Raw genomic sequence first — 13,900 nt, forward strand, 5'->3', positions numbered from 1 at the left:
CGTGACGACCGTCGAGCCATCGCCCGGCCTCGCACAGCCGCATCGCCTCGCCTGGCAGGAGGCGCGGGTCGAGGCGATCCACGCCGAGACGCCGGAGGTCAAGTCCTTCGTGCTGCGCCCGCAGAGCTGGTCCGGTTTCACGGCCGGCCAGCATGTCGACATCCGCCTGACGGCGCCGGACGGCTACCAGGCGCAGCGCTCCTATTCGATCGCCTCGGCGCCCGACGACAGCGGCACGATCGAGCTCGCGATCGAGGCTCTGCCGGACGGCGAGGTCTCGCCCTTCTTCCACGACGTCGTCGAGGTCGGCGATACGATCGAGCTGCGCGGTCCGATTGGTGGCCATTTCATCTGGAATGCGCCGCTCGGCGGGCCGCTGCTCCTCGTCGGCGGCGGGTCCGGCCTCGTGCCTCTGATGTCGATCCTGCGCCATCGTGCCAGCGTGGCGCCCGAGGTGCCGGCGACGCTGGTCTATTCGGCGCGGCGCTATGACGACCTCATCTTCCGCGACGAATTGTTCCGCCGACGCGACGCCGACGCCCATTTCCGCCTCGAGGTCGCGCTCACCCGCGAACAGGCACGCGACGGCCTGCATTTTGGCCGCATCGACGCCGCGCTGATGGCGCGGGCGATCGGCACCGAGACGCCGAAGCTCACCTATATCTGCGGCTCGAACCCCTTCGTCGAAGCGGCGGCATCGCTGGCTCTGGCAGCCGGCCTCCCCTTCGGCAGCATCCGGACGGAGCGCTACGGCGGTTAGGTCGGACGCCGGAACGCCTTCAGCGCCCCCGCCAGGCCCCGCTCTGCCACAGCGCCGTCAGCGCGTCTCGGTAGGTGGGGTAGCGCAGCGTGACGCCGAGTTCGGCGAGGCGACCATTTCCGACGCGCTTGTTCTCGGCATAGAAGCTGCGAGCCATGGGCGAGAGATCGGCGGTCTCGAAGGGGATGTCGGGGAGCGGGGCGTAGCCGGCGAGGCTGGCTGCGAAGGCGACCACGTCCTGGGGCGGCGCTGGCTCGTCATCGGTGACGTTGAAGACGCCCGAGGCGCCCCGCGTCGCGGCCGCCTCGATCACCGCGGCGATGTCGTCGACATGGATGCGGTTGAAGATCTGGCCGGGCTTCACCAGCCGTCGGGCGCTGCCCTCCTCGAGATTGACGAAGGTGTTGCGGCCGGGGCCATAGATGCCGGCGAGCCGCAGCAGCGCCACGGGAATGCCCCGCTCCGCGCCGAGCGCCGTCCACGAAGCCTCGGCCTCGACGCGGTTGAGCGCCCTTCGCGAACCGGGACGCGGCATCGTCGTCTCGTCGACCCAGCCGCCGCCATGATCGCCATAGACGCCGACGGTCGAGAGATAGCCGATCCATGAAAGATCGGGGGCGGCCCGGATATCGCTCTCGAAGATCGCGAGCACGGGATCGCCGGCGTCGCCCGGCGCTACCGACTGCACCAGATGCGTGGCGGTGCCGAGGGCCTCGCGGACCGACCCGGTCGCGTGATGGCCGTCGAAGACGAGCGCGTCGATACCGGCGGCCCTGAGCCGCGCGGCCTTCTCCTCCGTCCGCACCGTTCCGGCGATCGAGGCGACCCGGCCCGCCGTCCGGCGCACGAAGGCAAGCGACGAGAAACCGAGGCCGAAGATGAAGACGCGCGCGTCGCGAAGCGACCCGACTTCGGGAGAGACGTCGTGCTGGGAAGAGTCGGGCATGGGGTCTCCGCGTTTCGGGCGCGGAGACTAGAGCCTTTGGACCGCCTTGCTCAACCCTCGTCGGCCGGCTGCTGCACGACGCCGGCTTCCCAGCCGAGAATGGCGCGCTTGCGCGTCAGGCCCCAGTGATAGCCTGTGAGCGCCCCGGATTTCCCGAGGATGCGGTGGCATGGCACGACGAAGGAGATGGGGTTTCGGCCGATGGCCGCGCCGACCGCGCGCGCCGCCTTGGGGTTGTTCACCTTCTCCGCGATCTGCGAATAGGTGGCGGCGTGGCCGAGCGGCACCGAGAGCAGCGTCTCCCAGACCCGGACCTCGAAATCGGACCCGATGAAGACGAGACGAAGCGGCGTATCCGGCCGCCAGCGCGAGGGGTCGAAGATGCGCGCGGCATAGGGCGCCGTCGCCTCCCAATCCTCGTCATAGCTCGCGCAGGGAAAGCGCCGCGTCATGTCGGCGAGCGCCGCCCTCTCCTCGCCCGGATCGGCGAAGGCGAGGCCGGCGAGGCCCCGATCGGTGATCATGATGAGCGCATAGCCGAAGGGCGAGCCGTGGAAGCCCCACTTCATGGCGACGCCCTCGCCGCGCGCCTTGTAGGCGCCGGGGCTCATCGCCTCATGCGTCACGAAGAGATCGTGCAGCCGGCCCGGCCCCGACAGGCCCACTTCGTAGCTCGTGTCGAGCACCGAGGCGTCACCGTCGAGCAGCATACGGGCATGTTCGAGCGTATGGGCCTGGATGAAGGCCTTCGGCGAGAGACCGCACCAGCGCGTGAACAGCTTCTGCAGCGACAGGGGATTCATGCCGACATGGGCGGCGAGACGCTCCAGCGAGGGCTGCTCGCGCCAATGCTCGGTGAGGAACTCGATCGCGCGACGGACGATCTCGTAGTCCTGGTGGGGAGCCGGAGGAACGGGGTCGGCCATGGCGAGGGCGGTTGCTATGTTCATCGTCTGGATCCGTGGCGTCGGCGTCTCGTGTCGATGCTGCCACTCTAGGAACGTGGCGCATGCGGCGACACCCGATTCTTGCGCCGGATTAGCGCCTCGATCCGCCGGCCTGCAGCAAACCCGTCAGCGGCTGCGCAGGCTCGTCAGCGCACTCTGCAGCGCGGTCGCGAAGCCCTCGCGATCGTCGGGATTGAGGAAGCTGCCGATCGCGAGCCGCTTGCCGTGCGAGGCGAGCGCCATGCGCGTGATCCCCCAGTCCGGCAGGCGCTCGACCTCGAGCCGCGCCCAATAGGGGTTGAAGTCGAACTGCTCCGTCTTGCCGCTCGCCGAGATGCGGCGGATCGTCAGCGTGTCGCGCGTCATCTCGACGATCTCGCGCGCCCGCGCGGCGCGGTAGTTGAGGCGGAAGGCGAACTGGATGGCGAGGATGTCGAGGCCGAAGAAGCCGGCGATCGGCCAGGCGCCGAGCGACCAGAACAGGAGGCCGCTCGCGAAACAGGTCGAGGCGACCAGCATCAGTAGCAGCGCAAAGCCGCGCGGCGACAGCGATCGATAGGGCTTCAGAACCGCCGAGAACACCAGCTCGGCCGGCTCGTCCATGTTGCGGTCGGTCATGGCGGATCAGTATAGAAGCTCGATGCCGGATTCCCAGCCTCTTCCCCAAAAGCCCAGGCGACGCCGCACGCTGACCCGCGCGGAGGCGGAGGAATTCTTCGCCCGCTTCGCCGCCCGCGAGCCGGAGCCGAAGGGCGAACTCGACTATGTGAATCCCTATACGCTCCTGGTCGCCGTCGTCCTCTCCGCGCAGGCCACCGATGCCGGTGTCAACAAGGCCACCAAGGCGCTGTTCGCAGCCGCCGATACGCCGGAAAAGATGGTGGCGCTCGGCGAGGAACGGGTCACCGAGCATATCCGCACCATCGGCCTCTTCCGTACCAAGGCGAAAAACGTCATCGCGCTGTCCCGGCTTCTCGTCGAGCGGCATGGCGGCGCGGTGCCGCGCGACCGGGAGGCGCTCGAGGCCCTGCCGGGCGTCGGCCGGAAGACAGCCAATGTCGTGCTCAACATCGCCTTCGGCGAACCGACGATCGCCGTCGACACCCATATCTTCCGCGTTTCGAACCGCACCGGCCTCGCCCCCGGCAAGGATGTCGTCGCGGTCGAGGCAGGCCTCGAGAAGATCGTGCCGGCGCGCTACCGCCTGCATGCGCATCACTGGCTGATCCTGCACGGCCGCTATGTCTGCAAGGCGCGCAAGCCGGACTGCCCCGTCTGCATCGTCAGCGACCTCTGCCGTTTCCCCGACAAGACGATCGCGTGATCAGGCGTCAGTAGCCGCGCGCCATCGCCGCGGCGAAGATCGGGATGGCAAGGAATATCGTCGCCTCGACATGCAGATACATGCGCGCCGAGCGGATCTCGGCCGGCGACGGCAGCCATCCCGGCTCGCCCTCGGCACGCTTCCGCCAGGCGATGAACTTCATCGTCGGCGGGATCGACATGAGGCCGATCAGCGCGAAGGCCGCCATCTTGGCCCAGAATGAGTGGCTCTCCGCATAATAGCCCCAGCCCTTCAGGCCGAAGAAGACGCGCAGCACGCCGATGAGCAGCACCGCTCCGGCCGTCGCGCCATAGATGATGTCGAGCTTGGCGACGCGCCTCAGGCCCTGCAGGTCGAGATCGCGCTTCAGCCAGACCAGCTGCACGGCGAGCATCGCGAACAGCACGAATACCGCCAGGTGATGCAGGATCGCGAGAACGAGATCGACGAGCACCGACTCACTCCACCAGTTCGACCGGGCGACGGCCGCGCACCCGCTTGTTCAGATGCGTCATGAAGGCCATGGCGAAGAGCGGCGTCAACAGATTGACGATCGGGATGGCGAGGAAAAGCGCGATCACGAAGCCGCCGAGAAGGACCGTTCCGGCATTCTCCCGGCGCAGCGCCCGCGCCTGCTGTACGCCTCCGAAACGCGCCGCCGCCGCCTCGAAGAACTCGCGGCCGAGCAGATAGCCGTTGCCGATGAAGAAGGCGACGAGGTTGACGCCCGGCACCAGCAGCAGCACGAGGCAGACGACGTTGACGAGCACGGCCGTCGCCGCGAAGCCGATGGCCCCGAGCGCGCTTTCGGTCACCGTCAGCCCTGTGCCGGGCGGATCGAACGGATAGTGCCGCCGCTCGACGATGGCGGCGATGTCGTCCGAGAAGAGGCCGGCCATCAGCGCCGAGACCGGCGCGACGAGGAAGGCGAGGCCGATGACGAAGCCGAAGCCCGAGACGATCGCGACCGAGGTTCCGATCCAGGCGTGATCCGGCCAGTCGGCGAAATGAACCACCGCCGCCTGCAGGCCGAGCCAGAGCAGGACGAGGAGGAGCAAAGTCAGCCCCAGCACCTTCAGAAGCACGGCGCGGAAGGGGCGTGTCGGCAGGTCGGAAAGAGCGAGCCAGGCGGCGGCGAGCATCGTGCGAAAGGCGTCCTTCTCGGTGTTCGGCGGCCTGCGGCAGATGGGCACGGCGGGGGCGGGCCGCAAGCCGGACCGACGGTTGCACGGCAAAGCGCCGCCTGTATAGTCCGCAACCGACCCCGCCGGCCCTCCGGCTCCCGCCCTCTCCGGATCAGTTCTCGAATGACGCAAGCCAGCTACGACGTTCTCGGCATCGGCAATGCGATCGTCGATATCCTGGCGCGGGCGGAGGACGATTTCCTCGTCGAGCAGAAGCTGACCAAGGGCTCGATGCGGCTCGTGGACATGGAGGAATCGGCGCGGCTCTATGCCGCCATGGGTCCGGCGATCGAGGCGTCGGGCGGCTCGGCCGGCAACACCGTGGCGGGCATCGCCTCGCTCGCGGGCCGCTGCTCCTATGTCGGCAAGGTCGCGGACGACCAGCTCGGCGCCGTCTACCGCCACGACATGCGCGCCATCGGCGCCCGCTACGATGTCGCGCCGCTGCCGCCGGGCACGCTGCCGACCGCGCGCTCGATGATCTTCATCACGCCGGATGGCGAGCGCACGATGAACACCTATCTCGGCGCGTGCCACCGACTCGGCCCCGAGGATATCGACGAGGCGCTCGTCGCCGACACCAGGATCACCTATTTCGAGGGCTTCCTCTGGGATGCGCCGAGCGCCCGCGATGCCTTCTACAAGGCGGCGTCGGTCGCGCACCGCTCCGGCCGCAAGGTGTCGCTCACGCTGTCCGACGCCTTCTGCGTCGATCGCTTCCGGGGCGATTTCACGCGGCTGCTCAAGGACGGGACGATCGACATCCTGTTCGCCAACGAGGCCGAGCTCAAATCCTTCTACCAGACGTCGAGCTTCGGGGCGGCGCTCGATGCGCTGCGCGCCGAATGCCGGGTCGCGGCGGTCACCGTCGGCGCCGAAGGCTCCTTCGTCGTCACGCCCGACCAGGTGGTCCAGGTTCCGGCGACGCGGGTCGAGCAGGTCGTGGACACCACAGGCGCCGGCGATCTCTACGCATCGGGCTTCCTCTATGGCGTCGCGCGCGGCTTTGCGCTCACCGAAGCGGCGGCGCTCGGCTCGCTGGTCGCGGCGGAAGTGATCACCCATATCGGCCCGCGCCCGGCGGTCTCGCTGGTCGATCTCGCCCGCCAGCACGGTTATCCCCTGTGACGGCAGGGTGTCGTCGCCATGACGATTGACAAGCCCGGGCCGCGCCCTTAATCAACGCGGCCAAGCCCAGATGGCGGAATTGGTAGACGCGCTGGTTTCAGGTACCAGTGACGCAAGTCGTGGAGGTTCGAGTCCTCTTCTGGGCACCAGCCATTCTCTAGAGTCCTGATTTCGATCGGGATTCGGGTTCAGCGCCCGCACCTTGAAAGAGGTGCGGGCGTTTTCGTTTCCGGGGCCTGCCGGCCGCGGCGGGGGATTGCGTGTCGTCGGACGCGCCTTTCGCCGCGATGCCGTTTGCCAGGCGACGCGGACGCCCCGGACTTCGGCCTCCTTGCCGCGCGGCCATCGAAAGAGCAGGTGCCTCCCGCCGCGGCAGCGGCTAGCATGATCGCCGACAGCCGCGCCGTTGCGCGGCCTTGGGAAGGACGACATGTCGGAAAGCACCGTGAATCCGCTGGCCGGGAAGCCGGTTCCCCAGACACTTCTTGCCAATATCCCGCGCCTGATGACGGCCTATTTCGCGCTGACGCCGGATCCTTCCGTGCCGACGCAGCGCGTCTCGTTCGGCACCTCCGGCCATCGCGGCTCGGCCTATGCCGCCGGATTCAACGAGGCGCATATCCTCGCGATCACGCAGGCGGTCTGCCTCTATCGCAAGAGCGCCGGAATCACCGGGCCCCTCTTCCTCGGCATGGACACGCATGCGCTCTCCGAAGCCGCGCTGACGAGCGCCATCGAGGTCCTCGCCGCGAACGGCGTCGAGACCTTCATCGACGAGCATGGCGGGTACACCCCGACGCCCGTCATCTCGCATGCGATCCTCACCTATAATCGCGGCCGCAGCGAAGGCCTCGCCGACGGCATCGTCATCAGCCCCTCGCACAATCCGCCCGACGAAGGTGGCTTCAAGTACAATCCCACCAATGGCGGGCCGGCCGATGTCGACGTCACCGGCTGGATCGGCAAGGCGGCCAACGACTTCCTGGCCGCGAAGCTCGATGGCGTGCAGCGCATGCCCTATGCCCGGGCCCGCAAGGCCGCCTGCATCCATCCCTATGATTTCGTGACGCCCTATGTGGCGGACCTCGCCAATGTCGTCGACATGGACGCCATCCGCGCCTCGGGCGTCCGGATCGGCATCGATCCGCTCGGCGGCGCCGCCGTCCGCTACTGGCAGCCGACGATCGAGCGCTACGGCATCGCGGCGACCGTCGTGAACGACGTCGTCGACCCGACCTTCCGCTTCATGACCGCCGACTGGGACGGCAAGATCCGCATGGACTGCTCGTCGCCCTATGCGATGGCGCCGCTGATCGATCTGCGCGACCGGTTCGACGTCGCCTTCGCCAACGATACCGACGCAGACCGGCACGGCATCGTGACGCCGACCGGCGGGCTCATGAATCCCAACGCCTTCCTCGCCGCCGCCGTCGCCTATCTCTGCGGCAACCGGCCCGCGTGGAGCCCGGCGAGCGGGATCGGCAAGACCATCGTCTCCAGCAGCATGATCGACCGCGTCGCCGCCAAGATGGGCCGCCGGCTCGTCGAGGTGCCGGTCGGCTTCAAATGGTTCAGCAAGGGCCTGATCGACGGCTCGCTCGCCTTCGGCGGCGAGGAGAGCGCCGGCGCATCCTTCCTGCGCCGCGACGGCTCCGTCTGGACCACGGACAAGGACGGCATCATCATGGGCCTGCTCGCCGCCGAGATCACGGCGCGGACCGGGCAGGATCCCAGTCAGTTCTATGCCTCGACGACCGCCGATCTCGGCCAGTCCTTCTATGCGCGCATCGACGCGCCGGCCACGACCGCCCAGAAGGCCGTTCTCGCCAGGCTCGATCCCTCCAGGGTCGAGGCGGGCGAACTCGCGGGATCGCCGATCGAAGCGAAGCTCGCCCGCGCGCCGGGCAACAACGAGCCGATCGGCGGCCTCAAGGTCGCGACCGCCAAGGGCTGGTTCGCCGCCCGGCCCTCGGGAACCGAGGAGGTCTACAAGATCTACGCCGAGAGCTTCGTCAGCGCGGATCATCTGAAGGAAATCCAGGCGGACGCGCAGGCGCTCGTCTCGCGGGTGTTCGAGGCGGCCTGATCCTCGCGGCGTCCGCCGTTCAGAGCCGCCTCCGCGAAGGAGCACGCCCGATGCTGCATGCGCGCATGCTGCGCTATCTGGACGAGGTCGCCCGATGCGGTTCGATCCGCAAGGCGGCGGCCAAGCTCAACGTCGCCTCCTCGGCGGTGAACCGGCAGATCATCGCGCTGGAGGAAGAGCTCGGCACGCCGCTTTTCGAGCGGCTGTCGCACGGGCTGCGCCTGACGGCGGCGGGCGAGATCATGATCGCCCACATCCGCAAGACGCTGAAGGACTATCAGTGGAGCTCGGAGCGGATCGACCGGCTTCGCGACCACCACTTCCCCTCGGCCTCGATCGCGACGGTCGGGGGGCTCGCCTGCGACCTGCTCGCCAAGGCGCTGATGCAGCTGCGGGCCGAGCGGCCGTTTACGCGCCTCTTCGTCAGCGTCATGGACGCCGAGGACATCATGGGCCTGGTGGCGGCCGGCGATTTCGATCTCGGCTTCGCCTTCGACCTGCCGGATTTCGGCGGCGTGACCCGCGCCGCCTCGCTCCGCACGCGCTACGGCGCCGTGATGGTGCCGAACCATCCGCTGGCACGCGAGAGCGCCGTTCGCGTGAGCGCGCTGCGCGACTATCCGCTCATCGCGCCGCATGTCGGCGTGCTGATCCGCGACCAGTTCGACGATGCCTGCCACCGGAACGACATCCATATCGATCCGGTCGTCGAATCCGACTCCTTCGAGTTCCTCCGCCAGTTCGCACTCTCGAACAATGGCGTCGCGCTGCTCAACGAGCTCGATGTCGACGACAGCCTGCGCAAGGGAACGCTCGTCTTCATCCCGATCGTCGAGCTGAAGGGCAAGACACAGACCATCTCGGTCGTGCACCGGACGCGCGGGGCGCTGGAGCCGCTGCCGGGCCTCGTCGTCGAGCGGCTGTCGCTGCTGCTCGACGAGCGACGAGGCAGCGGCTGATGCCTTTTGGGTCCAGGGCCGCGCTCGAAACGATGCTTTGAGAACGGCGGCCGTGCGCGCACCATTCCTCCGACGGCAAAAAGCCGCGGCGGGGAACCAGGGTGCGAACATGGCTTTCGAGACGGAGCAACCACGGGTCATCAAGGTATCGGGCGGTGTGTCGATCGGCGGTGCGCCGGTCTCCTACACCGCCTTCATGGCGGCGCTCGTCGCCATTCTGGCATTCGTTCCGGCCTCGATCGTGGTCGGCGGCATGGGCGGCGGCTGGCCGCTGCACGACGTGGTGCATCCCCTGCTCGGCCTCCTGCTGGGGCCGATCGCAGGGCCGATCGCCTCGGCCATCGGCATCCTGATCGGCGGCGTCATCGCGCCCTATACCAATCTCGGCCCCTGGGCGCCGCTGATGGGCGCCATGAGCGCCTTCGCGGTCGGCATGGTCATGCAGCCGAACCGGTCGCTCTGGCTGGTGCCGTGGATCATCACGCTCGCCGCCAACCTCATCTATCTCTGGCAGGCGATCTCCTTCGGCATCAGCTTCCCGCTCTGGCTCAGCAATGTCATCACCATCGACATCGCGCTGATCCTGATCGCCATTCCGCAGCTCAGGAACTGGAGCATCGACCGGATCCGCACCGGCGGCATCGGGCTCAAGACCTATATCGGCTTCTTCGTCGTGTTCTTCTTCGGCTCGACGGCGGGCATCCAGCTCAACTGGGTCCCGTCCTTCGCGACCAATCCCTGGCCGGCGGAAGTCTGGCCGGTGCTGATCCCGATCATCGCGATCGAGCGCCTCGCCTTCAGCGCCGTGGGCGCCCTGATCGGCGTCGGCGTCGTCAGCGCGCTGCGCCGCTCGCCTCTCGCCAAGGCGACCATGGCGGGCTACTGAGCATGGCGGCCGAGGACGGTCAGACGACGGACGGGCGGCCCGGGCCGCTCGTCACCTTCGAGCGTGTCGGCTATGCCTATCCCGGCGCGACGCGCCGGGCGCTCGACGGGCTCGACATGACGATCGCGCGCGGCGAGTTCGTCGGCATCGTCGGCGCGACGGGGGCAGGCAAGTCGACGCTCTGCCTGACGCTCAACGGCATCGTTCCCCAGTTCTTCGGCGGCTCCTTCTTCGGAACGGTCAGGATCGCCGGCAGCGACACGCTGGAGACGCCGACGAGCCGGCTGGCCGCGACCGTCGGCATGGTGTTCGAAGACCCCGAGACGCAGATCACGGCGACCACCGTCGAGGGCGAGGTCGCCTTCGCGCTCGAAAATCTCAAGGTTCCGACGGCGTTGATGCAGGTCCGCGTCGCCGAGGCGCTCAAGGCGGTCGGCCTCGCCGGACTCGAGCGGAAGCATCCCGCCCGCCTTTCCGGCGGACAGAAACAGCGGCTCGCCATCGCCTCGGCGCTGGCGCTCTCGCCCGATTGCATCGTGCTCGACGAGCCGACCTCGCAGCTCGATCCGGTCGGCACGGCCGAGGTCTTCGCGCTGCTCTCCCGCCTCAACCGCGAGCGCGGCATCACGATCATCGTGGCGAGCCATGCGAGCGAGGAACTCGCGGCGGCGGCGACGCGCATCCTGCTGCTTTCGGGTGGGCGCATCGTCCGCGACGGCAGCCCGCGCGCGGTTCTCGGCGACGTCGCGCTGCTCAAGGCGCATGACGTGCGGCCGCCCGACATCGCCCAGGCCTTCGCGGCGGTCGCGTCGCGGCTCATGCCGGGGACGCCGCCGCTCGCCCCGATCACGCTCGGCGAGGCGCCCGGCGCCTTCGCGCCTTTCGCTCCTGCCTTCGCCGCGGCGGCGCTCCCGCCCGCCGACCGGTCGTCCCCCTCCGGCGCGCCGGTTCTGGAGGCGGTCGGCGTCTCGCATGTCTATCCGGACGGAACCGCGGCGCTGAGGGGCGTCGACCTCTCCATCCGGCGCGGCGAGTTCGTCGCGCTGGGCGGCCGCAACGGCTGCGGCAAGTCCACGCTGATCCGCCACTTCCTGCACCTGCTCTCTCCGACCGGCGGCACCGTGCGGGTTGACGGCAGCGACGTCGCGGGCCTGAAGATCAGCGATCTCGCGCGGCGCATCGGCTATGTCGCGCAGAACGCGCACCAGCAGCTCTTCTGCGACAGCGTCCGCGAGGAAGTGGCCTTCGCGCTGACGCTCATGAAGCGCCCGAAAGGCGAGATCGACGCCGCCGTCCATTTCGCGCTGGAGGCGATGCGCCTTTCCGATCTCGCCGACCGCCATCCAGCCTCGCTCAGCCGCGGCGACCGGCTGCGCCTCGCGATCGCCGCGACGCTCGCGCCAGGGCCGGACATGCTGATCTTCGACGAGCCGACCACCGGGCAGGACTGGGCGGGCGCGCTCGCCATCCTCGACATCTGCCGCAGCCTGAACGCGATCGGCAAGACCGTGCTGCTCGTCACGCATCACCTCTACCTGCTCGCCGGCTACGCCGAACGCCTCGTGGTGATGGCGCAGGGCCGCGTCGTGCTCGACGGGCCGCTCGACGAGGTTCTCTATTCCGGTCCCGCCCTCGCCGCGGCCTCGCTCGCGCCGCCGCAGACGGTCAGCTTCGCGGCGGGGCTCGAGGGCTTTGCCGCCGGCGGGATGCGGCCGCTCTCGCCCGCCGCCCTCGCCGCGCTGGTGGAATCCGTTGCCGGAGGCATCCGATGACCGCCGCCGACAGCATCGTCCAGCTTCCGGCCGGCCGCTTCGCGGCCATCGATTTCCGCGTCAAGCTCGTCCTGCTCCTCCTCGCCAGCACGCTCATCTTCGTCTGGAACAATCTCCTCGCGCAGGGGCTGCTGCTCGGCTTCACCATCGCCCTGATGCTCGCCGCCGCGACGCCTCTTGCGACGATCTGGCGCCTCATCCGCCTCACGCTGCCGGCGCTCGTCCTCATCGTCGTGATCCAGGGGCTGTGGAGCCCGTTCGGGATCCATCCGGTCTTCACGCTGCCGCAAGGGCTGCCGCTGCTCGGCGGCGCGCATGTCTTCACCGTCGAGGGGCTGTTGTTCGGCCTTGTCGTCTGCTGCCGCATCCTCGTGCCGCTGCTCGCCTTCCAGCTCGTCTTCATGACGACGGAGGCGAACGACATCGTGCTCGGGCTCACGCGGCTGCGCGTGCCCTACCGCGTGGCGCTGCTCTTCTCGACCACCTTCCGCTTCGTGCCGCTGCTGCTCGAGGAGTTCCAGGCGATCAAGGATGCGCAGCGGCTGCGCGGCATCGATCTCGACAGCTTCGGCATGGTCAGGAAGCTCGTCGCCATGGGGCGCATGCTGGTGCCGCTGATCACCGGCTGCCTCGCCAAGGCGCAGGCGATGGAGATTGCGCTGCAGGCCCGCGCCTTCACCGGCTCGCCCGACCGGACCCAGCTTCATCCCGGCCGCGAGAAGCTGACGGCGGCCCAGCGGGCGATGATCGCGCTTGCGCTTCTCTTCTGGGCCGCCGCGATCGTGGCCCGCATCGCATTTGGAATGGGAGGATCGGTTCTTTGACCGGGAAGGACTTTAACGACGAGGCCACGCTGCGCGCCATGCTGGAGCGCCAGGCCGACGCCTGGAAGACGGGCGATTTCACCCTCGCGAGCGACGACTGGCACCCGAACGGGGTGCTCACGGCGCCGGGCAATCGCGTGCCCTTCGACGCGCTCGCCGGGACGATCCGGCGCTTTCATGACGATTTCGTGGATCTCGAGGTGACGATCACCAACGCCTTCGCCTCGCCCGACGGGACGAAGATCGCCTTCGAATGGCTGTGGACCGTTTCGCGGCGCAGCGACGGGGCGCGCAGCGCCACCCCGGACGCGATCATCGTCGATCTCGAGGATGGCAAGATCCTCGAATGGCGCGAGTATTTCGATACTGCCGCCGCCGTCGAGGACTATCACGGCAAGGAGACCGGCAACGAGGGCACGCCCGGAGGCGACGCAGCGCCGTGAATGTCCTCGTCGTCTATTGCCATCCGTCGAGCGGCAGCTTCACGGCGGCCGTCCGCGACACCGTGATCGCCGCGCTCGGCGAGGCCGGGCACGCCTTTGCCGAGATCGATCTCTATGGCGAGGGCTTCAATCCGGTGATGAGCGCCGAGGAGCGCGCGGGCTATCACGACGAGACGACCAATCTCGCGCCCTTCGCCGAGCATGCCCGTCTGCTGCGCTGGGCGGAGACGGTCGTCTTCGTCTATCCGACCTGGTGGTATGGGCCGCCGGCGATGCTCAAAGGCTGGCTGGAGCGCGTGATGGTGCCGGGCTTCGCGTTCAAGATGCCGACGAAGCATCGGGGCTCGCGGCCCAATCTCACCAATATCCGCCGCCTGCTCGTGTTCACCACCTGCGGCGCGACGCCCTTCGTCAGCTGGATCATGGGCCAGCCGGGCCGCAAGACTCTGCTGCGCGGCTTCCGGTCGGTCTGCCATGTCCGCTGCCGCACCGGCTTCATGGCGCTCTACAAGATGGACAGCGTCAGCGAAGAGGCAAGGCGCCGCCACCTCGCCCGCGTCCGGCGCACCGTGCTCGCGCTCCGATCCTGATCGAGGGGGCGGCCTCCCCGCCCCTCGTCCCGCGCAGCCCTCCGCCAGCGG

The 13,900-nt window shown here is 68.6% G+C and carries 15 protein-coding genes and 1 tRNA gene; 11 read left to right on the forward strand and 5 right to left on the reverse strand.

Annotation, left to right across the window (positions count from 1 at the left end):
* Position 1: 1 nt before the first annotated feature.
* Positions 2–760 (forward strand): FAD-binding oxidoreductase, encoded by a 759-nt coding sequence (locus QO015_RS10695; RefSeq protein ID WP_266279517.1) that lies wholly within the window; start codon positions 2–4, stop codon positions 758–760.
* 19 nt (positions 761–779) lie between these two features.
* On the opposite strand, the gene QO015_RS10700 is transcribed toward QO015_RS10695, so the two are convergent.
* The 3 genes from QO015_RS10700 to QO015_RS10710 form a co-directional block, all read right to left on the reverse strand.
* The gene (locus QO015_RS10700) at positions 780–1,706 is read right to left on the reverse strand and encodes an SDR family oxidoreductase (RefSeq protein WP_266279516.1); all 927 of its coding nucleotides are present in this window, start codon (positions 1,704–1,706) and stop codon (positions 780–782) included.
* A 50-nt stretch (positions 1,707–1,756) separates the two neighbouring features.
* Positions 1,757–2,656: a methylated-DNA--[protein]-cysteine S-methyltransferase gene (locus tag QO015_RS10705; RefSeq protein WP_266279514.1), complete on the reverse strand. Its 900-nt coding sequence runs from the start codon at positions 2,654–2,656 to the stop codon at positions 1,757–1,759.
* A gap of 123 nt (positions 2,657–2,779) precedes the next feature.
* Positions 2,780–3,271, reverse strand: a complete 492-nt coding sequence (locus QO015_RS10710) for a DUF2244 domain-containing protein (protein ID WP_266279512.1) — start codon at positions 3,269–3,271, stop codon at positions 2,780–2,782.
* A 22-nt stretch (positions 3,272–3,293) separates the two neighbouring features.
* Here QO015_RS10710 and nth point away from each other — a divergent pair, with 22 nt between their 5' ends.
* On the forward strand, positions 3,294–3,977 hold the full coding sequence (gene nth, locus QO015_RS10715) for an endonuclease III (protein WP_266279511.1): 684 nt from the start codon (positions 3,294–3,296) through the stop codon (positions 3,975–3,977).
* 7 nt (positions 3,978–3,984) lie between these two features.
* Here the strand turns inward: nth and QO015_RS10720 are convergent, their stop codons facing one another.
* Together QO015_RS10720 and QO015_RS10725 are read right to left on the reverse strand one after the other, a co-directional pair.
* Positions 3,985–4,431 carry a DUF2214 family protein gene (locus QO015_RS10720; protein WP_266279509.1) on the reverse strand — a complete coding sequence of 149 codons (447 nt, stop codon included), beginning with the start codon at positions 4,429–4,431 and terminating at the stop codon, positions 3,985–3,987.
* A gap of 4 nt (positions 4,432–4,435) precedes the next feature.
* Entirely contained in the window at positions 4,436–5,119 is a 684-nt protein-coding gene (locus QO015_RS10725; RefSeq protein WP_266279508.1) for a sulfate transporter family protein, read from the reverse strand.
* 165 nt (positions 5,120–5,284) lie between these two features.
* Here QO015_RS10725 and QO015_RS10730 point away from each other — a divergent pair, with 165 nt between their 5' ends.
* The 9 genes from QO015_RS10730 to QO015_RS10770 all read left to right on the forward strand — a co-directional run bounded on the left by QO015_RS10730 (position 5,285) and on the right by QO015_RS10770 (position 13,849).
* Positions 5,285–6,289: an adenosine kinase gene (locus QO015_RS10730; RefSeq protein ID WP_266279506.1), complete on the forward strand. Its 1,005-nt coding sequence runs from the start codon at positions 5,285–5,287 to the stop codon at positions 6,287–6,289.
* 64 nt (positions 6,290–6,353) lie between these two features.
* Positions 6,354–6,438: transfer RNA gene (locus QO015_RS10735), tRNA-Leu, on the forward strand.
* A 281-nt stretch (positions 6,439–6,719) separates the two neighbouring features.
* A complete protein-coding gene (gene pgm / locus QO015_RS10740) occupies positions 6,720–8,375 on the forward strand; it encodes a phosphoglucomutase (alpha-D-glucose-1,6-bisphosphate-dependent) (protein ID WP_266279504.1) in 1,656 nt (551 codons plus the stop codon).
* 50 nt (positions 8,376–8,425) lie between these two features.
* Positions 8,426–9,334, forward strand: coding sequence for a LysR family transcriptional regulator (locus tag QO015_RS10745; RefSeq protein WP_266279503.1), 909 nt, complete (start codon positions 8,426–8,428; stop codon positions 9,332–9,334).
* Positions 9,335–9,443: 109 nt separating this feature from the next.
* Complete coding sequence (locus tag QO015_RS10750) at positions 9,444–10,220, forward strand: ECF transporter S component (RefSeq protein ID WP_266279501.1); 777 nt, start codon at positions 9,444–9,446, stop codon at positions 10,218–10,220.
* A gap of 2 nt (positions 10,221–10,222) precedes the next feature.
* On the forward strand, positions 10,223–11,992 hold the full coding sequence (locus tag QO015_RS10755; protein ID WP_266279500.1) for an ABC transporter ATP-binding protein: 1,770 nt from the start codon (positions 10,223–10,225) through the stop codon (positions 11,990–11,992).
* Entirely contained in the window at positions 11,989–12,816 is an 828-nt protein-coding gene (locus tag QO015_RS10760) for an energy-coupling factor transporter transmembrane component T family protein (RefSeq protein WP_266279499.1), read from the forward strand. Before QO015_RS10755 ends, QO015_RS10760 begins: the two co-directional genes overlap by 4 nt.
* Entirely contained in the window at positions 12,813–13,259 is a 447-nt protein-coding gene (locus QO015_RS10765) for a nuclear transport factor 2 family protein (protein ID WP_266279498.1), read from the forward strand. Before QO015_RS10760 ends, QO015_RS10765 begins: the two co-directional genes overlap by 4 nt.
* Positions 13,256–13,849: an NAD(P)H-dependent oxidoreductase gene (locus QO015_RS10770; RefSeq protein ID WP_266279496.1), complete on the forward strand. Its 594-nt coding sequence runs from the start codon at positions 13,256–13,258 to the stop codon at positions 13,847–13,849. Before QO015_RS10765 ends, QO015_RS10770 begins: the two co-directional genes overlap by 4 nt.
* Positions 13,850–13,900 lie beyond the last annotated feature (51 nt).

Source organism: Kaistia geumhonensis, assembly GCF_030815145.1.
In the GTDB taxonomy this organism is placed as follows: domain Bacteria; phylum Pseudomonadota; class Alphaproteobacteria; order Rhizobiales; family Kaistiaceae; genus Kaistia; species Kaistia geumhonensis.